Source organism: Profundibacter sp., assembly GCF_965277155.1.
Taxonomy (GTDB): domain Bacteria; phylum Pseudomonadota; class Alphaproteobacteria; order Rhodobacterales; family Rhodobacteraceae; genus Profundibacter.
This window is the reverse complement of record NZ_CBDIBV010000014.1, coordinates 1-18808: the sequence shown is the minus strand read 5'-3', so window position 1 is coordinate 18808 and position 18808 is coordinate 1. Positions and strand designations below refer to the sequence as shown.

Genomic DNA, 18808 nt, shown 5'->3' with positions numbered 1-18808 from the left:
CCACTTTTTTGACCAGTCAGCAGCCAGTTTAAGATGGATCAGGGTTTCATTTAGGCTGCCAAACTCATTGGTTTTGTTTTTCTGTCATAGGCTTCATCCGGGGTCAATATTCCGTGGGTGGAATGCGGGCGCTCGGTGTTGTAGTAAGCCAACCATTTCCCGATCCCGGCGCGGGTCTGCGAACCCGTTTCAAATGCGTTGAGGTAAATGCATTCGTATTTCAAGGATCGCCAAAGCCGCTCGATCATCCGGTTATCGACCCAGCGACCTTTGCCATCCATCGAGATTTTCACGTCGGCTTCTTTCAGCGCCTGCGTCCATTCAAACCCGGTGAACTGGCTGCCCTGGTCGCTGTTCATGATATCGGGCTTGCCGTATTTGGCCATAGCCTCTTTCAGGGCTTCAACGCAAAAATCTGCCTCCATGCTGTTTGACAATCTCCAGCTCAAAACCTTGCGGCTGTGCCAGTCCATGATCGCGACCAAATAGAGGAACCCGCGCTGCATCGGAATGTAGGTGATATCTACGCACCACACATGGTTTGGACGATCAATCGTCAGGTCTCGCAGCAGATACGGGTAGATCTTATGCTGCGGATGTTTCTTGCTCGTGTTGGGCGTCTGGTAGATCGGAACCAACCGCATCAGCCGCATCAAACGGCGGACCCTGTGGCGACCACACTTGTAACCTTGGCGCTGCATGTGCCGGGCCATTTGCCGTGATCCATACCACGGCGTCTGCAAGAATTGCTTGTCGATTATTGTCATGAACCGCAAATTTTCAGCACTTTCGCCTTTTGGCTGGTAATACAGGTTCGAGCGCGCCAGAGAAAGTAGCCCGCATTGTCGTCGCACACTCAGATCATGCTCACGGCTCACCATTTTTTGCCTCGCTTCCCGAGCAACTGTTGCGAGGCGTTGGCTAAAAAATCCCGTTCCACGACCAGCTGACCAATCTTGGAGTGCAGCTTCTCAATCTGGGCTTCATCAACCCGATCAGGATCACGGCCCCGTCTGGAAAATGCCGTGGCCATGTTTTCAATCGCTGCTCGTTTCCATGTGCCAATCTGGGTTGGATGCACACCATACTTCTTCGACAGCTCCGCCATCGTCATTTCCTCGCGGATTGCTTCAAGCGCAACGCGGGCTTTGAATTCGGGAGAATGGTTCTTTCGTTTCGTCATTTTGAATCGTCTTTCTCATAAGTCGATCCACCTTAACAACTGGTCCGAATTTCCGCGACCACCTCTCAAAACCGGCGCAGAACTGCTGTTCGAGCTGATATCGCAACGCTATGAGCAAGGCTATGAGCAAGGCTCGACACTAATCGCCAGCAGTCTGCCCTTCGAAGAATGGACAGAAACATTTGGCGCGGAACGCCTGACCGGCGCACTGCTCGACCGGTTGACCCACCACGTCAACATCCTGGAAATGAACGGCGAAAGCTATCGTCTCAACCAAAGCCGGGCAAAACGCCGCGTGCAATAATTGGCCTGACGGCCAATGCACCTTGGCACGTGCTTGCTATTTGGAGGCCGCACGCACCAAGGCGCGACAACCTCAAACCACTGCGATCAGATGAAAACGGGCCTTACAGGATCAGCCCTAAAGTGGCCTGATTTTCGCCGCCCTTTGACCGGGTTTTATTCCGCCGTTGACACAAAAAAGGGGAAACCTGTCGTAAAGGAACTATCACGTGTCATTCGTCACTTTCAAAGGATAAAATGGTGAGCCGGCCGGGATCCGAACCCGGGACCTACTGATTAAAAGTCAGTTGCTCTACCAACTGAGCTACCGGCCCACACAAGGCGCTTAATTAGGTAGGTGGCGCGGTGGGGTCAACCCCTGATTTCGAGTTTTTAGACCCCGAATGCAGAAATTTCCGTTTTGCCTGTTGGAACGGACTGCCAGTGATGTGAAATGGGTTGTGTCTCGAAAGTGGTGGAAATTGATTTCAGGCACCTCCGAGCGGGTTGAGTTATGCGCCGGTCAGGCGGCTTGGTCAAGGGTTGCGTCGGCGACGGGCTGAGCGAGCGTTTCCCAGCCATCGACCTTTCGCATGACGATCTGCCCCGAGGCCATCAGAGCCCAAAGCAGCATCGGCACGGTCTCGGCGCATGGCAGCACGGTCTGGGTCTTGATGCGGCGGCGGAATTCCTCGTTCAGGCGTTCGATCGCATTTGTCGTTCTGGCCGATTTCCACTGGCCTTGTGGCAGACGCGTGAAGGTGAAAAGCTTATCTCCTGCTTCTTCCAAGCTGTCAGCGACGGCCTTGCATTTCAGCCGCCATTTTCGCAGAAATGCCTTGCGGCGGGTGGCGATTTCCTCGGGTGTTTTGGCGTAGATCATGTCGCGGTAATCTTCTGTCAACTCATCATGCATACGCTTGGGTGCCTTGGCCAGAAGGTTGCGGTGCTTGTGCACCGTGCACCTCTGGATCGGCAGATCTTCACCCCAGAGGGCAATGAGAGCGACCTCAAGTCCCGGTGCCCCGTCCACGATGACAAATTCGGGCCGTTTCAACCCGCGCGCATCCAGATCGTTGATGAACTGACGCCAGGCGGAGGTGCTTTCGCCGCCCATGTTCATCAGTGATAACAAGACCTTCTGCCCATCCCGGCGCACGCCAATCGCGGCCAGAACCGAGATATTGGTGGCCTTCCTGTCAATCCGCGTTTTGATCACGGTGCCGTCCAGGATCAGCCGCACGATGTCTTCATCCGCAAGGCTGCGGGCGCACCACGCCTGCCAGTCCACCTTCACCTTGCGCCAGGCGCGGCTCACCACATCCTTGCTGACCGCCCCCTGAAACAGGCCGAACAGGGCGCGTTTTACCCGCCGTGTGTTGGTGCCCGAAAGGTAGACAGCAGCGATCAGCGCCTCGGCCTTCTTCGTCAGCCGCTGGTAGCGGGGCAATGCCTTCGAGCGCCATTCTCTGGCCTTGCCGGCCTCGCCTGTGATCCGCGCACGCGGCACGCGCACCGTTTCGGTTCCAAATGTTCCGACCAGTTGCCGCTCGCGATGCCCGTGGCGGTATCCGGCCTTTGCCCCGCCGCTGCGGCCATACCGGCAACGGCCCAGAAACTGCTCCAGCTCCTCTTCGAAAACCGCCTCGATCGTCGCGCGGATGTTCTGGCGCAGCCGGTCTTCAATCGGGTCATAGCCTGCTTCATTGGCCAGTAGCGCGGATGTCGATGTTGCTGTATTCTTTGTCATGGCGTGATCTCCTTGGCGGTTCCAGCCGCCGGTTGGGTGGCTTCGATGCACCCGGAGATTACGCCGTCCTCGAATTTCCACCAAACTCGCGACACTACCTCTTGCGATGTTCCTGACCTGCCTTACCCTGTCGCACAAATCCCCCAAGGCATTGCAACAGGCCGCCCGTTATGCCGACAGCATCGCCGCCACCCTGCCTAACATCCGTGCCGCCGATATTGGCCGTTTCGCAGGTGTGCTGGACTATGGCAAGATGCCCCGCCGCACACGCCTACTGGCCCGTCTTATCTTTGCCTTTCTGCGCGTTCCCGAAGGGGATTACCGCGATTGGCGGGCGATACGGGTGTGGGCCGGAACAGCACTTTGTCAGGTACAGACGTCACAGCCATAGCCGGAGTTTTCGGTCAACTCACCGTAAACTGCCCCATCATCCCCATGTCCTCGTGCTCCAGAATGTGACAATGGAACATGAACGGCTGCTTCGCGTCCGCCTTGCGGTTGACCTGAACCAGCAGTTCGGCGGTGCCATCCACCAGCACCACATCCTTTAGCCCCGTTTTGGTGTAATCCACCTTGCGCCCGTTCAGTGTCAGCACCTGAAACGAGGTTCCGTGCACATGGAACGGGTGCGCCATCATCTCGGTGCTCACCTCCCATATCTCGGCCTCGCCCGATTTCAGTTCCTGATTGATCACCGCCATATCCATGGATTTGCCGTTGATCGCCATTGATCCACCACCGCGCATCATGCCCATGCCCATCCCCATGTTCAGGGCAAAACGGCGATGGCGGACGGGCTCGCCAAATTCGGGAATCGGCGCGCCGGCCAGCGTTTTGGCCAATGTCGTAACGGGGGCTTTCCGGCTGTTATCAACGGCAAAGGACATCACCTCGAACACCCCGCCATCGGCCACCGCTTCGGGGGAAGCACCGCGCATCATACCGCCCATCATGCCACCGCCCATCATACCCATATTGGTGTCGGGGGCCGATAGCAGGCGGGTGGCACCGGCGCTGAAATCCACTACAATTTCCACCCGCTCGGCGGGGGCCAGTGTCAGGGTGTTCATGGCAACGGGCATCGGCAACAGCCCGCCATCACTGGCCACCTGATGAAACACGCGCCCGTCCTCGAATGTGAAATGATAGATCCGCGCGTTTGATCCGTTCAGGATCCGCAACCGCACCAATCCGGCAGGCACGATGGCCCGTGGCCGGATCGCGCCATTCACCAGAATTTCACTGCCGCGATAGCCCATCATCCGCGTTGGTCCCTGCGGCGCATAGAGCATCTGCCCGCCGCGATCAAAAATCCGGTCCTGCACCACCAGTGGTATGTCATCCACACCATAGGTCTGCGGCAAGCCGCTGTCGGCTGCGTCCGGGTCATCAATTATCAGCATCCCCGCCAGCCCGTAATAAACCTGAATACCGGTGCGTTGGTGGATATGCGAGTGATACCAAAGGGTTGCGGCAGGTTGATCAATATCCAAAGCGGCCTCAAGCACCCCGCCGGTATCAACAGGGCTGTGCGGCCCGCCATCCTGCGCGCCGTCAATATGCATCTCGTGCCAGTGCACCGTCACCGGTTCCTTGATCCGGTTGCCAAGGTTCAACCGCGCCGTTTCCCCGCGTTTCATGCGGATCACGGGGCCAAGAAACCCCTGTCCGTAACCGACAGTGACACTTTTTGCGCCATCCATGATTTCGGTGCGCGCCGCCATCGCGTCAAGTGCGGGCACGCCACCGCCGCCAGATAAATCCAGAACATCGGGGATCGGCAAATCCCGCCCGCCGGTGGCCGCAATGGCACGCCCGATCAGGGCCGGTGTGGCAATAACCGCCGCGGCGGAGTTGATAAACTGTCGTCTGGAAAATCTCATGGTATCGCCTTTGCATTATATTTTCAGGCATCCCGCCCGCACATAGAATATAGCCCGCAGGACTATGTTTACAGAAGCGCAGGCCTCACTTCTACGTCAAGATTGTATCCCTGTGTATCAGCGCAGATAGAACCGCGCCAACAATCCGAAGTGATCCGACCCCAGTTGCGGGCGACGCCAGGTTTCGGCGGGGCGGGTATTTGCATTGACCAGCACATGGTCGATCGGCAACATATACAGCCCGTCAAACAGCGGGAAAGTGTATTTAGGCGCCCCGACCCGACGGGTTTTGGTGGCGGCGGTGATGGCCCGCATAGTCTGCGACCACGGCACCATATTGAAATCACCGCCCAACACCACCAGCCCCTCCAGCGCCTTCAGGGCCGGTTCCAGCCTTCGCACCTGTGCCGCCTGCCCGTGCGGAAACGGCCAATGCAAATGCAATGCCACCAGCCAGAGCGGCCCGCCCGGCGTTTCCACCTGCATCGCCACCATGCCCTGCCCCGGCAAACAAACATCGCTGCCCGCCACTTTGGGCCAGCGCGAAGCCACAGCCACCCCGCCAACAAATGCAAACGGACAAAATGCCTGTGCGGGATAATCGGACTTTAGGGCGCCCAACAGGCCAAGGTTTTCCCTGTCCACCTCCTCCAGGGTCACAAAATCCGGTGCCTGCTGCAAAATATCCGTTGCCAGCATGGCCGTGTCCGGCATCCGGAACGACATATTCTTTTGATACAGCGCATAGGGCACATCAAGCGCCGCCGAAAACGTGAACCTTGGCATCAGCACCGTATAGGCCGACAACAGCACCAACCCTGCCCCCAATGCGGTCAACACCCAGCGCCGTTGCAATACCAGCACCAACACGGCCACTGCGCCGACAATGGTCAAAACCCCGCGAAACACCGCAAGGGAATCCCCCAACGGGTGCAGCGCTCCAAAATGGCTGGCCCCCAGAACAAACAGGCAGATCAGGGCAATAAAACGCAGGAACATACAAGGCTTTCACAAAATCACACTCGGCCCGTTCTTAGGCAGCCCGGCCAGCGCGGTCAACGCCTCACAATCTGTGCGAAAAACATCACTGTGGCGTGACCCGCTGTCACATGCCTTGCACATCCGCCCCTGCCACCCCATCCTTGATTCAAATACGAATTGACCAAGGGACTGTCCCCAAGCAAACCGAAAAGATCACCTTCACCGGCCACAACGGACATACGCTTGCAGCCCGTCTGGATATGCCCAAGGAGCCGCATCTGGGCACAGCCCTGTTTGCCCATTGTTTCACCTGCTCCAAGGACATTCCCGCCGCACGCCGCATTGCCGGACGGCTGGCCGCAATGGGGATTGCGGTACTCAGGTTCGATTTCACCGGTCTTGGCCACTCCGGGGGCGAGTTCGAGAACACCTCGTTTTCCTCCAACATTGATGATCTGGTGCTGGCCGCCGAATATCTGGCCGGACGCGACATGCCGGTCGATATGCTGATCGGCCACTCGCTGGGCGGGGCGGCAGTGCTGAAGGCCGCTGGCCGGATCAACTGCGCAAAGGCCGTTGTCACCATCGGCGCGCCCTTTGATCCCGAACATGTCACCCATAATTTCAAAGACGCCATTTCCGAGATTTGCACCGAAGGCATGGCCGATGTCTGCCTTGGTGGCCGCCCCTTCAAGATCGCCCGTGAGTTCATCGAGGATATCTCGAAATCCGAACTGGCCCCCGCCATCGCCAACCTGAAACGCGCCCTGCTGGTGCTGCACGCCCCGCGCGACACCGTGGTCAGCATTGACAATGCCGCCGAAATCTTCATGACCGCGAAACACCCCAAAAGCTTTGTCACGCTGGATGATGCCGACCACCTGATCACCCGCGCGGCGGACGCCGAATACGCCGCCGGCGTGATTGCCGCCTGGGCCAGCCGCTATATGGAGCTGACCCCGCCAGCCCCGCCCATCGGTGCCCCCGAAGGCGTGGTGCGGGTGCGCGAGGCCGACCCGGATGGATATCTGCAAGACATCACCTCCGGCCCGCTGCACCACGCGCTGGCGGACGAGCCACTGGCCTATGGCGGCACCAACCGCGGCATGTCGCCTTACGGGTTCCTGTCGGCGGGTCTGGGGGCCTGCACCAGCATGGGTTGTGTCTCGAAAGTGGTGGAAATTGATTTCAGGCACCTCCGAGCGGGTTGAGTTATGCGCCGGTCAGGCGGCTTGGTCAAGGGTTGCGTCGGCGACGGGCTGAGCGAGCGTTTCCCAGCCATCGACCTTTCGCATGACGATCTGCCCCGAGGCCATCAGAGCCCAAAGCAGCATCGGCACGGTCTCGGCGCATGGCAGCACGGTCTGGGTCTTGATGCGGCGGCGGAATTCCTCGTTCAGGCGTTCGATCGCATTTGTCGTTCTGGCCGATTTCCACTGGCCTTGTGGCAGACGCGTGAAGGTGAAAAGCTTATCTCCTGCTTCTTCCAAGCTGTCAGCGACGGCCTTGCATTTCAGCCGCCATTTTCGCAGAAATGCCTTGCGGCGGGTGGCGATTTCCTCGGGTGTTTTGGCGTAGATCATGTCGCGGTAATCTTCTGTCAACTCATCATGCATACGCTTGGGTGCCTTGGCCAGAAGGTTGCGGTGCTTGTGCACCGTGCACCTCTGGATCGGCAGATCTTCACCCCAGAGGGCAATGAGAGCGACCTCAAGTCCCGGTGCCCCGTCCACGATGACAAATTCGGACCGTTTCAACCCGCGCGCATCCAGATCGTTGATGAACTGACGCCAGGCGGAGGTGCTTTCGCCGCCCATGTTCATCAGTGATAACAAGACCTTCTGCCCATCCCGGCGCACGCCAATCGCGGCCAGAACCGAGATATTGGTGGCCTTCCTGTCAATCCGCGTTTTGATCACGGTGCCGTCCAGGATCAGCCGCACGATGTCTTCATCCGCAAGGCTGCGGGCGCACCACGCCTGCCAGTCCACCTTCACCTTGCGCCAGGCGCGGCTCACCACATCCTTGCTGACCGCCCCCTGAAACAGGCCGAACAGGGCGCGTTTTACCCGCCGTGTGTTGGTGCCCGAAAGGTAGACAGCAGCGATCAGCGCCTCGGCCTTCTTCGTCAGCCGCTGGTAGCGGGGCAATGCCTTCGAGCGCCATTCTCTGGCCTTGCCGGCCTCGCCTGTGATCCGCGCACGCGGCACGCGCACCGTTTCGGTTCCAAATGTTCCGACCAGTTGCCGCTCGCGATGCCCGTGGCGGTATCCGGCCTTTGCCCCGCCGCTGCGGCCATACCGGCAACGGCCCAGAAACTGCTCCAGCTCCTCTTCGAAAACCGCCTCGATCGTCGCGCGGATGTTCTGGCGCAGCCGGTCTTCAATCGGGTCATAGCCTGCTTCATTGGCCAGTAGCGCGGATGTCGATGTTGCTGTATTCTTTGTCATGGCGTGATCTCCTTGGCGGTTCCAGCCGCCGGTTGGGTGGCTTCGATGCACCCGGAGATTACGCCGTCCTCGAATTTCCACCAAACTCGCGACACTACCCAGCATTCAGGAATGGCCCAGAACGACTTTGTGCCAACCGACATTGAGCACCAGTCGCCGTGGTCTTCAATAAAAGCGATTTCATCAGCGGATAGCCCTCCTGCGCCTCGGCAACGCCCTTTGACAGAGACAGCATAAGTGTGGCCACCAAGGTGCGGATTGGTCATAGAGCGATGCGGCCCCTGGAGTATTCTGCCTGTTCTTCAGGGGGCAGGGCCTCGGTTTCTGCCTGTCGCACGGGGTTTCCTTCACTTGTTGAGCGTTATGCTCTTGGGGTTTTCATTGGCCCGCTGATAGATGATGGTCAACGACCTTTGTTTATCCAGCACAGGATGCCGTAACAATTGGCAAAAGCCGTCGGCTTTCATGGCTGAGACATCACGCCTGTCCAAAGACAGGATCCGATCACCGACTTTCAGACCGGCAGAACTTGCCGGTGTTTTGGCCGTAATTGCGGAAATGGTAAGTCCATGATCTGCTGTCCAATACGGCGTGAACCCGAACGTATCTGTGAAACCATCATTAACCACGTCCGTGTTGGTGTTTTGGAAAAAAGCCTTCTGGGAACCTCTAAAAATCCCCCAAAATCCGGCCTGACGGGGTAGAATCGTCATCAGGATGAAAATGATTCGACCGACGGGGTTTTGTCATGGGTCAGATGGGATTTTTTGATCTTTCCAGCCGATACGCGGGACTGGACAAATCTGGTGATCCGCTGGTGTTGCTCAACGACATGGTGCCGTTCGAGGATTACCGGGACGAGCTGAAGGCCATATGGCGCACGCCGCCCGAACAGCGCAAATCCAACGCTGGCCGCCCGCCTTGGGATGAGGTGCTGATATTCAAGACGATGGTTTTGCAGCAGCTCTACAACCTCTCTGACGATCAGATCGAGTATCAGATCCGCGACCGCCTGTCGTTCATGCGGTTTCTCGGCCTTGGCATTGAAGACAGCGTACCTGACGCCAAGACCATCTGGGCCTACCGTGAAAGGCTGGCCGGGGCCGGGAAGATGAAGGAGCTGTTTGACAAGTTCGATGCCTTTCTGCGCGAAAAGGGCTATCTGGCGATGGGCGGGCAGATTGTTGATGCGAGCATCGTTCCGGCGCCGCGCCAGCACAACAAAAGGGACGAGAACGAGAAAATCAAGGCGGGCGAAACGCCTGAAGAGTGGGAGGAAAAACCCCACAAGAAGCGCCAGAAGGACGTGGATGCGCGCTGGACGAAGAAGCACGGCAAGAGCTATTACGGCTACAAGAACCACATCAATGTCGACCGGCGGCACAAATTCATCCGCGCTTATGATGTCACCGATGCCGCCGTGCATGACAGCCAGGCGCTTGCCGGTCTGATTGATGCGAGCAACACCTCATCGGACCTGTGGGCCGACAGCGCCTATCGCTCGCAAAAGATCGAAAGCGAGCTGGAAGAGCGGGGGCTTCACAGCCATATCCATCACAAGGGCAGGCGCGGCAAGCCGCTTGGCGAGCGCCAGCAAAAGGCCAACCGGAGGCGCTCGAAAGTGCGGGTCCGGGTCGAGCATGTATTCGCTTTTCAGGAGCGCTCCATGGGCGGCAAGCTGATCCGCTCCATCGGCCTGAAGCGGGCGCGATTTCGCATCGGGATGATGAACCTGGTCTACAACATGAAGCGCTTCGTCCAGTTCGAATGCGGCCTGGCGGCGCCGGGATAAGGGTTCATGGGGTGAGGTGTGCCTGAAATACCCAAAACCGGCTTGAAACCGGTGAAAATGGGTTTATGATCCGAAGCAATCAGGCGGGACAGGCGAAAAACCGTCCACCCCGCCGCGAAGAAGGCGAAAACGGGAATTTACAGAGGTTCCCTAAAGACATTATGAAGCGGCCTTTAATAACCGATAAAACGTCCGCAAGACGGGTGAAATCGGCACGGGTGAACACCTCTTTGCCGTAATCGTTCTCGCAGCCCCAGTATGGCGGGTCCAGATAGAACAACGACTTGCGACTGTCGTAACGGGGGATGAAGTCGCCGAAGTCCAGACACTCGATCACCACGCCAGACAGGCGGCTGTGCAGATCCTCGAGCATTGGTTCCAGCGTGGTCAGGTTAAACCGTGCCGGGCGATCCTTGGACACGCCGAAATTGCGCCCCGACACTTTGCCGCCAAAGGCTGTGCGCTGGAGATAAAGGAAACGCGCGGCACGCTCCATGTCGGTCAGGGTGGCGGGATCGGTATCGAGCAGGCGCTGGAACTCGACGCGGGTGGTCAGCTGAAAGCGCAGGTGATCCAGAAACTGCGGGTAGTGACGTTGCAGAATCCGGAACAGATTGGCCACGTCCCGGCTGTAATCATTGATGACCTCGGCGCGTGGCTGACGGGTGCGCCGCAGGAAAATACCGCCCATGCCGACAAACGGTTCGGCATAGGTGCGGTGGCCATCTGCGTCGATCAGGGCGCAAATGCGCTTGGCAAGATTGCGCTTGCCGCCCAGATACGGGGCGACAGGGGCGGTTTTGGGAATGGAATGTGTAAGACCTCTGCATGAGGCCATGGCTTTCGGTTGAAGCAAGATTTCGGCCGCCCACCTTGCGCCCCTGCGGGTCCGGCGGACAGACGGGTGGCGGGGTTTGGGGCTATGCGATTGCGGGGGTTTGCGGGTTGAGGGTGATCCTGTTTGCGGCCTTGAGCAGGTTTTGCGCGATGGCGGCCATGACCATCTGGGCATGCACCCTGGCGCGCCCGAAATATCTCGCCCGCTGCAGGCCGAAGAGGCGTTTCATCGTGCCGAAAGTCTGCTCGATGCGGAAGCGGCGTTTCGAAATCAGCCGGTTGAAGCGTTTCTCCGATTGCCGCAGGGGGCGGCCGCGCGCTGCCTTGCGCAGGATGCCGTCGCGGTATTTGCCGCGCAGCATCTGGCGGTTGGCCTTGCTCGCATAGGCCTTGTCGGCCAGCACCCGCTGCGCCTTTGCGCCCGCGATCATGGTGGCGAATTCGGGGCTTTCGGCGGCATTGGCGGGCGTGGTGTGCACCTTGTCGATAAAGCCCTCTTCGTCGCAGCGGGCAAAGCCCTTGTAGCCGAGCGTGCTCTTGCGGCCCTTCTTGACCCAGCGGGCATCAGGGTCGGCGCTGAAATGCAGCTGTGCCCCGTCGGGTGAGACCTCGGGCGGATCATCCGGCGTCCCTTCCCTTGCCCCGTCCTCTGCCCGGTCCTGCGGGGCGTCGATATGGGTGCGCGGGCGCGCCGCCGCCGCGATCAGGGTCGCATCAATGATCGCCGCCTCAGCCTCTTTCAGCTTCAGCCCATGCGCCTCGATCTGGCGGCAGACCTCGGCCAGCAGCTCATCGTAAACGCCACCCCGGACCAGCGCATTGCGGAACCGGCAGTGGGTCGTCTCATCCGGCACCGACGCGTGCAGATCGAGCCCGCAGAACAGCATGAAATCCAGCCGCACCTTCAAGGCCCGCTCCAGCTTCGGGTCGCTCAGCCCGTGCCACTGGCCAACCAGAAGACACTTGAACAGAACCAGCGGATCATAGCCCTGAGGCCCGATCCCCGAGCGCCCCAGACCGCGCCGCAGGATCGGCAAAAACGAGTTCCAATCCATCAGCGCGTCGATCTTCGACAGAACGTCATCCGCGCCGATCCGTGCCGCCGCTTCGTGCAGGAAAAGGTCCATCTATTCACCCCAGAGATTTCCCGGCTAGCTTACCAAAACGGCCAACCCGGGGGAATCCCGATGTTATGCAGAGGTCTTTGTGTAGACATAATTAACCGAATCGTTTCTAGATTGGCGCTCCCTCGAGGGACAGGAGCGACCTTGATCTTATTGGGGTCGGCTGTGAGAGGTTTGGCCCCGTGTCGGAGGGTGTGTCTAGCACCCTTTGGCCTCCTGCTATGAGGCCTTGGTTTTCTTGGGCTTGGGGGGCTTTTGCGCGGCGCGAGCCTCGGCCAACGCATCCTGCAGTTCGGACAGGCCGCGTTGCAGGGCTGTATTGGCCGCAATTGCGTTGGCCAGCCTGTTTGCCAGATCATCGCGCTGCTGGACCAAGGCTTCGATATAGTCCTGTGGTGTTGGTTGGATATCCATCATACTGCCGTCATTGTGATTTTATATTCAATTCCGTCACTGCCCTTGAACCGCAGTTCGCCAGCGCCGCTGCCCAGATCATGGGACCAGACGTTAAAGCTGCCAGCAGGCGGGGTGCCCGGGGCGGATGTGGGAGGTGACATCTGCAGGTGCTGTTCGCCGAGTTTTATCTGGTAGGCGGCGGTCGATATTACGCCTTTGCCAATAACCGTCGAATAGGCATGGTTTGCTTCCGACCCGTGCCCCAGAACAGTCCCCGCCAGAGCCGTTGACTTGGAAAAAGTACCGACGCAAACGCCCCATGCAGCCGTAACATTCACAGACGCGCCGATGCCGACGATGTTATCCATTGTCATAACCAGATTGGCACCGATCCCTGTCACGCCGGATTTGGCCGAGAGGTCAATGTTGGAGCTTACCAGAACACTGTTCGACCCTGCCTTGGTCAGGTATCCACCGGCAAAAGAGGAAGTCCCCGCTTGGGACAACTTACCGATGGCCGTTGCATTCGAGCCGACCGTCTTTGCGGATGACCCGACGGCAGTAGAGGCTGGATGCTGGGCCTTGGCGGCGGGTCCGACAGCCGTCGCCCCGTTTGCCGAGGCAAGCGAGCCTTCCCCTGCCGCCATTGCCCGTTCGTTCCCAATCGTGCCTTCGCGCGAACCACCCAAAACTCCACCCTGATCATAGCTGACAGACCAGCCTGTATTCGGTGTAATGCGTCCGGAAATCCGCTTTGCGCCAACTTCCGCACCTGCGCCGACCTCGGCTTCGATTGTGCCCCACGGGGTTACTGCGATGCGAGAAACATCATTTGTGTTTCCGGTGGTCGGCACTGTTGAGGGCCCGCCAGCCCAGACCTGTCCACCGGAAAACCCGTCGGAGGCAAATATCGCCAGCGGGTTATAGCTGTCAGGCACGGGGTTGTGCTTGTAACCGAGATATACAATGCCGGTCTCGGGGTCGCGCGCATGGCACAGACCAAAGCCGAGTGTGCCGCCGCGCCCGCCCGGCCATTCCCAAATCCAGTGCACCTGCATATCCGCTGGTGTGGCCCCGCGCTGGATAGCCCAGATACCCTGCTCGGGGGCGTCGGACGCCAATACGATGCCGTTGTCGGTGGGGACGATACAGGTCGGCTGGCCTTCGCTGCGCACAGCGCCAAGGGGGCCTTTTTCAATACGGGTCCAGCCCGCAGGATCTGTGAACGGGTCCGCGTTCCAGTAAATCCCCATGTTGGCTGTATGACCTTCGATCACAAAAAACAGATCGGACCATTTATCAAAACAGCAGCCGTGAATGTGGGTGTCCCCGTAACCGGACGGATAAAGGGTGGCGGCGACTTCGGTCACAGGGACAAGCCCGGTGCTGCCTGAATCATTCCCGACCAGCGTATCGAATGCGGATAAGCTGGGCAGGTCTGTTGTTTTTACGCCGTTTTGTGCCATAGTATGAACACCCTATTTTATCTGTGTGGTTATAGGCCCCGATAATGGCCCGGGGAGTAATGCCCGAAAGTTGGTGATGGGGTGATTGGGTGGCATATCATGGCGGTGTTGACGCGCCGCGATTCTCAGAGAGAAAAGGATATGCCACATGGAAGACGATACTATTTTGGAGTTTACCGATCCAGCCGGAATTTCACCTGATCCGCTGACGGATATCTTGCGCAAAGGCGCGCGGGATCTGTTGGCACAGGCGGTCGAGGCCGAGGTTTGTGATCTGATGGCGCAACACGCGCATTTGAGGGATTCGGCCGGTCGCCAGCGCCTTGTTCGCCACGGATACCTGCCGGAGCGCGAGGTGATGACGGGGATCGGCCCTGTCCCGGTGAATGTGCCTCGGGTGCGTGATCGTGGCACGGGGGCGGAGAAGATCAGGTTCACCTCGACGCTTCTGCCGCCGTATCTGCGCCGGGCAAAGTCGGTCGAGGAGTTGTTGCCCTGGCTCTATCTCAAAGGTATTTCCACGGGTGATTTCGGCGAAGCACTGGCGGCCCTTCTGGGGCCTGATGCGGGTGGTTTGACATCGAGCACGATTTCGCGCCTGAAGGCGGAGTGGTGGGCAGAATACGAGCGTTGGAACCGGCGTGACCTGTCGGCCAAACGCTATGTGTATTTCTGGGCCGACGGGGTTTATTTCAAGCCGCGCACGGATGCTGACAAGCAATGCATGCTGGTGATCATCGGCGCGGACGAGTGGGGTAACAAGGATGTTCTGGGCCTCGTGGACGGGTATCGAGAAAGCAGCCAGAGCTGGCGTGAACTGCTGCTGGACTTGCAACGTCGTGGCCTCAGAAAAGCCCCTGATCTGGCCGTTGGTGATGGCGCGCTCGGCTTCTGGAACGCCTTGCGGGAGGTGTTCGGTGAGACCCGGGAGCAGCGCTGCTGGGTGCATAAAACCGGCAACGTCCTGAATGCCATGCCGAAGTCGCTGCAAGCCAAAGCCAAGGGCCATCTACAGGACATCTGGATGGCCGAGAACAAACGGGACGCCGAGGCCGCGTTCAATTTCTTCATCGAAGCCTATGGCGTGAAATACGAGCGTGCCGTGGGGAAGCTGACCAAGGACCGGGACGTGCTGCTGACCTTCTACGACTTCCCTGCCGAGCACTGGAAACACATCCGCACATCCAACCCCATCGAAAGCATATTTGCCACCGTGCGGCACCGAACGAAGAAGACCAAAGGCTGCCTCGGGCGCAAGACCGCCTTGGCAATGACCTTCCGCCTGATGATGTCGGCAAAGAAGAAATGGCGTAAACTCGACGGCGCATTCCGATTGCCGGAAATCATCGAAGGGGTTGAATTTAAGGACGGGATCAAGCAGGAAAAACATGCCGCCTGATTACTGCGTCACCAACTTTTGGGCATAGCTCTGGCCCGGGCAGCACTTGGGATAAGCCCCCAAGGGTTTGCGGTTCCAAGTAGTAATCATAAATTCCTGAATCGATGCAGACTGGTGTTTCCATGAAGAGCACCACATCATCGACAGAGCCGTCAAAATCGGATGAGGCGACCAGCTCGAACGTGGTATTGCCCGTGACTGCCTGAATCCGATCAAGCGCCAGACCGTTCGCAGCAACAGCATTGCCATCGACAACCGATCCACCGGACAGCCGTGGTGTCACGGTTCCTGCTGTGCGCCCCGAAACTGTAAGCGCAATCCGGTAATATTCCCCGGCTGCCACATTGACGGGTTGATGCAGACTATCGGCCGCACCGGTAAAGTGAACCGCATGACCATCTGTCACCGTCCAGTTCGCATCAGCCACCCAAGTGGCTGTTGTTGTAAACTCGCCATTGTCCAACAGGTTTGACCGTGTGCCATCTCCGTCGATATAAACCGCCGTTGTGCCGGGGCTGACCGGGAAGGGATCGCCAACCGCATGCAGTGCGCGATCCAGAGCAACGCCGGTCGGGGCGCGAAACAGCTGGATTTGTTCAGGCGGATTGACCGTGCCAATCGCTACTGTCACAGCCGAGCTGCCCATACTGCCGCGAATGACAATCGAGCTGATCGGCATAAAGCCCGGGGTCAACGGATCATTCGCACCGATCATCACGGATATAACCGGCGTGTACGGGCCTTGCTGCCCGTCATCTCCGATAGCCGAGGCACGCAATTCGACCGTGTTGCCTTTGGCATAACTTTCAATCAGAACACCCCCGTCAGCCACAGGCACATCAACGGACGTCCAGACCGAAGCCCCTTCAATCCGGTGTTCTATTCTCAGGGTTTTTACTGTTGCAGTTGATCCGGCGGCGACCCCGACCAATACACGGATATTGTCAGCATTGCCCGTGCCATCGATCCCTGTTGCTACCGTCCGGAATTCCGGGGCGGCGGGGGCTGGTGGCGGGGCTGAAGGAACCAGAGTTGTGCCAACACGACCGTCCCATGAGGGCGGGATTTCCGCATCTGCCAGATCTTCGATTTCAGGCGCGGCCGCAACCATATTCAGGATGCTGGAGAAATTCTCGCCCGCCTCCACCCCCTTGATCTTCAGGGCAATGCTTTCGGTAGTCTTGATCCCGAAATGAACCAGATCGCCCACCTGCGGGCCGCTCTGTCCGGGCAGCAGGCGCAGCGCGGATGTTTCGCCAGCAGCGCCCGTTACCTCGCGCACAACGGACTGACCGATTGTATCCGCAGCCCCGAACACCCGGAACCGGATGGCATAGTTTTTGTCCGACTCAATCGTGACAGTTTCGTCCAGAACGACCAGATCATCCCTGACCTCGAGCACCCGTGCGGCCACCTGACTGCGTTCCAGCGCATCATAGCTGCCCATGATTGTATCGCCGCGCGTTGCAACCCGCACCGCGCCATCCTGCATTGCGGTGAATACATCCGGCCTGTGCATCAGCTCGTACATACGGCGGCGCGCCTCGATCCAGATTTCGTCAGGATCTGTCTTGCCCGGCAGGTTCAGGGCCTCGGTCAGGGTGATGTCGCCGGTGTGGCCCACCCACGGCACAATGCGTTCAGCATCCTGATAGTCGTTTGTTTCATCAAAGAATTTCACACGGAAGGCATGGGGCGGGTCAAAATACGGACGACTCCATGTAAAATCCGTGCTGTTGCGCGGATTGATGTGGTCCACAATCAGATCGTCGGGACGGTCCACCACAACCCCCCAACGCAACCCGTCATGGCGCGGGGTTGCCCGGCCAGCCGCGCAGATTTTCAATAGGGAACCTCTAAAAATCCCCCAAAATCCGGCCTGACGGGGTAGAATCGTCATCAGGATGAAAATGATTCGACCGACGGGGTTTTGTCATGGGTCAGATGGGATTTTTTGATCTTTCCAGCCGATACGCGGGACTGGACAAATCTGGTGATCCGCTGGTGTTGCTCAACGACATGGTGCCGTTCGAGGATTACCGGGACGAGCTGAAGGCCATATGGCGCACGCCGCCCGAACAGCGCAAATCCAACGCTGGCCGCCCGCCTTGGGATGAGGTGCTGATATTCAAGACGATGGTTTTGCAGCAGCTCTACAACCTCTCTGACGATCAGATCGAGTATCAGATCCGCGACCGCCTGTCGTTCATGCGGTTTCTCGGCCTTGGCATTGAAGACAGCGTACCTGACGCCAAGACCATCTGGGCCTACCGTGAAAGGCTGGCCGGGGCCGGGAAGATGAAGGAGCTGTTTGACAAGTTCGATGCCTTTCTGCGCGAAAAGGGCTATCTGGCGATGGGCGGGCAGATTGTTGATGCGAGCATCGTTCCGGCGCCGCGCCAGCACAACAAAAGGGACGAGAACGAGAAAATCAAGGCGGGCGAAACGCCTGAAGAGTGGGAGGAAAAACCCCACAAGAAGCGCCAGAAGGACGTGGATGCGCGCTGGACGAAGAAGCACGGCAAGAGCTATTACGGCTACAAGAACCACATCAATGTCGACCGGCGGCACAAATTCATCCGCGCTTATGATGTCACCGATGCCGCCGTGCATGACAGCCAGGCGCTTGCCGGTCTGATTGATGCGAGCAACACCTCATCGGACCTGTGGGCCGACAGCGCCTATCGCTCGCAAAAGATCGAAAGCGAGCTGGAAGAGCGGGAGCTTCACAGCCATATCCATCACAAGGGCAGGCGCGGCAAGCCGCTTGGCGAGCGCCAGCAAAAGGCCAACCGGAGGCGCTCGAAAGTGCGGGTCCGGGTCGAGCATGTATTCGCTTTTCAGGAGCGCTCCATGGGCGGCAAGCTGATCCGCTCCATCGGCCTGAAGCGGGCGCGATTTCGCATCGGGATGATGAACCTGGTCTACAACATGAAGCGCTTCGTCCAGTTCGAATGCGGCCTGGCGGCGCCGGGATAAGGGTTCATGGGGTGAGGTGTGCCTGAAATACCCAAAACCGGCTTGAAACCGGTGAAAATGGGTTTATGATCCGAAGCAATCAGGCGGGACAGGCGAAAAACCGTCCACCCCGCCGCGAAGAAGGCGAAAACGGGAATTTACAGAGGTTCCCAATAGCATGTCGGACAAGGTTTCGGCGGACTGGTGCACATAGTCGTATTTCAGACCTTTGGCGGTGCAGTATTCATGCCAGCGGGCCAGCATATCCCAATCGATTTCACTGTCGGAAACCGGATAGGGATTTGAT

The 18808-nt window shown here is 58.6% G+C and carries 16 protein-coding genes, 1 tRNA gene and 2 pseudogenes; 6 read left to right on the top strand and 13 right to left on the bottom strand.

What is annotated here, in order from left to right; all coding sequences use genetic code 11:
• Positions 1-50 precede the first annotated feature (50 nt).
• Positions 51-1183 (bottom strand): IS3 family transposase gene (locus ACQY4M_RS20895; protein ID WP_428539245.1). Its coding sequence is split into 2 segments (ribosomal slippage): positions 51-931 and positions 931-1183, totalling 1134 coding nucleotides; the frame shifts between segments, so codons are not numbered across the junction.
• A gap of 58 nt (positions 1184-1241) precedes the next feature.
• Between ACQY4M_RS20895 and ACQY4M_RS20890 the strand changes: the two are divergent.
• Positions 1242-1487: pseudogene (locus tag ACQY4M_RS20890) on the top strand (ATP-binding protein); the annotation flags it as partial.
• A gap of 237 nt (positions 1488-1724) precedes the next feature.
• Here ACQY4M_RS20890 and ACQY4M_RS20885 read toward each other — a convergent pair.
• Positions 1725-1800: transfer RNA gene (locus tag ACQY4M_RS20885), tRNA-Lys, on the bottom strand.
• Positions 1801-1988: 188 nt separating this feature from the next.
• Positions 1989-3215: an IS256 family transposase gene (locus ACQY4M_RS20880; protein WP_428539582.1), complete on the bottom strand. Its 1227-nt coding sequence runs from the start codon at positions 3213-3215 to the stop codon at positions 1989-1991.
• A 106-nt stretch (positions 3216-3321) separates the two neighbouring features.
• On the opposite strand from ACQY4M_RS20880, the gene ACQY4M_RS20875 reads away from it, so the two are divergent.
• Positions 3322-3606: a hypothetical protein gene (locus ACQY4M_RS20875; protein WP_428548367.1), complete on the top strand. Its 285-nt coding sequence runs from the start codon at positions 3322-3324 to the stop codon at positions 3604-3606.
• A gap of 13 nt (positions 3607-3619) precedes the next feature.
• Here ACQY4M_RS20875 and ACQY4M_RS20870 read toward each other — a convergent pair whose 3' ends face one another.
• Positions 3620-5098, bottom strand: coding sequence for a multicopper oxidase family protein (locus tag ACQY4M_RS20870; RefSeq protein ID WP_428548364.1), 1479 nt, complete (start codon positions 5096-5098; stop codon positions 3620-3622).
• A 117-nt stretch (positions 5099-5215) separates the two neighbouring features.
• On the bottom strand, positions 5216-6097 hold the full coding sequence (locus tag ACQY4M_RS20865; protein ID WP_428548361.1) for an endonuclease/exonuclease/phosphatase family protein: 882 nt from the start codon (positions 6095-6097) through the stop codon (positions 5216-5218).
• Between the two features lie 158 nt (positions 6098-6255).
• Here ACQY4M_RS20865 and ACQY4M_RS20860 point away from each other — a divergent pair.
• Positions 6256-7236, top strand: a pseudogene (locus tag ACQY4M_RS20860) (bifunctional alpha/beta hydrolase/OsmC family protein); the annotation flags it as partial.
• Between the two features lie 66 nt (positions 7237-7302).
• On the opposite strand, the gene ACQY4M_RS20855 reads toward ACQY4M_RS20860, so the two are convergent.
• Both ACQY4M_RS20855 and ACQY4M_RS20850 read right to left on the bottom strand, forming a co-directional pair.
• The gene (locus ACQY4M_RS20855; RefSeq protein ID WP_428549028.1) at positions 7303-8529 is read right to left on the bottom strand and encodes an IS256 family transposase; all 1227 of its coding nucleotides are present in this window, start codon (positions 8527-8529) and stop codon (positions 7303-7305) included.
• 347 nt (positions 8530-8876) lie between these two features.
• Complete coding sequence (locus ACQY4M_RS20850) at positions 8877-9242, bottom strand: PDZ domain-containing protein (protein WP_428539674.1); 366 nt, start codon at positions 9240-9242, stop codon at positions 8877-8879.
• Between the two features lie 35 nt (positions 9243-9277).
• On the opposite strand from ACQY4M_RS20850, the gene ACQY4M_RS20845 reads away from it, so the two are divergent.
• Positions 9278-10321: an IS5 family transposase gene (locus tag ACQY4M_RS20845; protein ID WP_428539227.1), complete on the top strand. Its 1044-nt coding sequence runs from the start codon at positions 9278-9280 to the stop codon at positions 10319-10321.
• Between the two features lie 79 nt (positions 10322-10400).
• On the opposite strand, the gene ACQY4M_RS20840 is transcribed toward ACQY4M_RS20845, so the two are convergent.
• The 4 genes from ACQY4M_RS20840 to ACQY4M_RS20825 form a co-directional block, all read right to left on the bottom strand.
• Positions 10401-11159, bottom strand: a complete 759-nt coding sequence (locus ACQY4M_RS20840) for a DNA adenine methylase (RefSeq protein ID WP_428548358.1) — start codon at positions 11157-11159, stop codon at positions 10401-10403.
• Positions 11160-11241: 82 nt separating this feature from the next.
• On the bottom strand, positions 11242-12285 hold the full coding sequence (locus ACQY4M_RS20835) for an IS5 family transposase (RefSeq protein ID WP_428539221.1): 1044 nt from the start codon (positions 12283-12285) through the stop codon (positions 11242-11244).
• Positions 12286-12501: 216 nt separating this feature from the next.
• Positions 12502-12699: a hypothetical protein gene (locus ACQY4M_RS20830; RefSeq protein ID WP_428548355.1), complete on the bottom strand. Its 198-nt coding sequence runs from the start codon at positions 12697-12699 to the stop codon at positions 12502-12504.
• Positions 12696-14048 carry a hypothetical protein gene (locus tag ACQY4M_RS20825; RefSeq protein WP_428548352.1) on the bottom strand — a complete coding sequence of 451 codons (1353 nt, stop codon included), beginning with the start codon at positions 14046-14048 and terminating at the stop codon, positions 12696-12698. Before ACQY4M_RS20825 ends, ACQY4M_RS20830 begins: the two co-directional genes overlap by 4 nt.
• A 244-nt stretch (positions 14049-14292) precedes the next feature.
• Here ACQY4M_RS20825 and ACQY4M_RS20820 point away from each other — a divergent pair, with 244 nt between their 5' ends.
• Positions 14293-15543: an IS256 family transposase gene (locus ACQY4M_RS20820; protein WP_428539230.1), complete on the top strand. Its 1251-nt coding sequence runs from the start codon at positions 14293-14295 to the stop codon at positions 15541-15543.
• Here ACQY4M_RS20820 and ACQY4M_RS20815 read toward each other — a convergent pair.
• On the bottom strand, positions 15518-17443 hold the full coding sequence (locus tag ACQY4M_RS20815; protein ID WP_428548349.1) for a hypothetical protein: 1926 nt from the start codon (positions 17441-17443) through the stop codon (positions 15518-15520). The two genes, ACQY4M_RS20820 and ACQY4M_RS20815, sit on opposite strands and share 26 nt — an antisense overlap.
• 35 nt (positions 17444-17478) lie before the next feature.
• Between ACQY4M_RS20815 and ACQY4M_RS20810 the strand changes: the two genes are divergently transcribed.
• Complete coding sequence (locus ACQY4M_RS20810; protein ID WP_428542508.1) at positions 17479-18522, top strand: IS5 family transposase; 1044 nt, start codon at positions 17479-17481, stop codon at positions 18520-18522.
• A 63-nt stretch (positions 18523-18585) separates the two neighbouring features.
• On the opposite strand, the gene ACQY4M_RS20805 is transcribed toward ACQY4M_RS20810, so the two are convergent.
• Positions 18586-18808: hypothetical protein (locus ACQY4M_RS20805; protein ID WP_428548346.1), on the bottom strand; the 223-nt coding region annotated here is incomplete at its 5' end.

Coding starts and splice junctions, on each gene's coding strand:
- ACQY4M_RS20880 (WP_428539582.1), bottom strand. CDS start 3,215: ATGACAAAGAATACAGCAACATCGACATCCGCGCTACTGGCCAATGAA.
- ACQY4M_RS20875 (WP_428548367.1), top strand. CDS start 3,322: ATGTTCCTGACCTGCCTTACCCTGTCGCACAAATCCCCCAAGGCATTG.
- ACQY4M_RS20870 (WP_428548364.1), bottom strand. CDS start 5,098: ATGAGATTTTCCAGACGACAGTTTATCAACTCCGCCGCGGCGGTTATT.
- ACQY4M_RS20865 (WP_428548361.1), bottom strand. CDS start 6,097: ATGTTCCTGCGTTTTATTGCCCTGATCTGCCTGTTTGTTCTGGGGGCC.
- ACQY4M_RS20855 (WP_428549028.1), bottom strand. CDS start 8,529: ATGACAAAGAATACAGCAACATCGACATCCGCGCTACTGGCCAATGAA.
- ACQY4M_RS20850 (WP_428539674.1), bottom strand. CDS start 9,242: ATGACGATTCTACCCCGTCAGGCCGGATTTTGGGGGATTTTTAGAGGT.
- ACQY4M_RS20845 (WP_428539227.1), top strand. CDS start 9,278: ATGGGTCAGATGGGATTTTTTGATCTTTCCAGCCGATACGCGGGACTG.
- ACQY4M_RS20840 (WP_428548358.1), bottom strand. CDS start 11,159: ATGGCCTCATGCAGAGGTCTTACACATTCCATTCCCAAAACCGCCCCT.
- ACQY4M_RS20835 (WP_428539221.1), bottom strand. CDS start 12,285: ATGGACCTTTTCCTGCACGAAGCGGCGGCACGGATCGGCGCGGATGAC.
- ACQY4M_RS20830 (WP_428548355.1), bottom strand. CDS start 12,699: ATGATGGATATCCAACCAACACCACAGGACTATATCGAAGCCTTGGTC.
- ACQY4M_RS20820 (WP_428539230.1), top strand. CDS start 14,293: ATGGAAGACGATACTATTTTGGAGTTTACCGATCCAGCCGGAATTTCA.
- ACQY4M_RS20815 (WP_428548349.1), bottom strand. CDS start 17,443: ATGACGATTCTACCCCGTCAGGCCGGATTTTGGGGGATTTTTAGAGGT.
- ACQY4M_RS20810 (WP_428542508.1), top strand. CDS start 17,479: ATGGGTCAGATGGGATTTTTTGATCTTTCCAGCCGATACGCGGGACTG.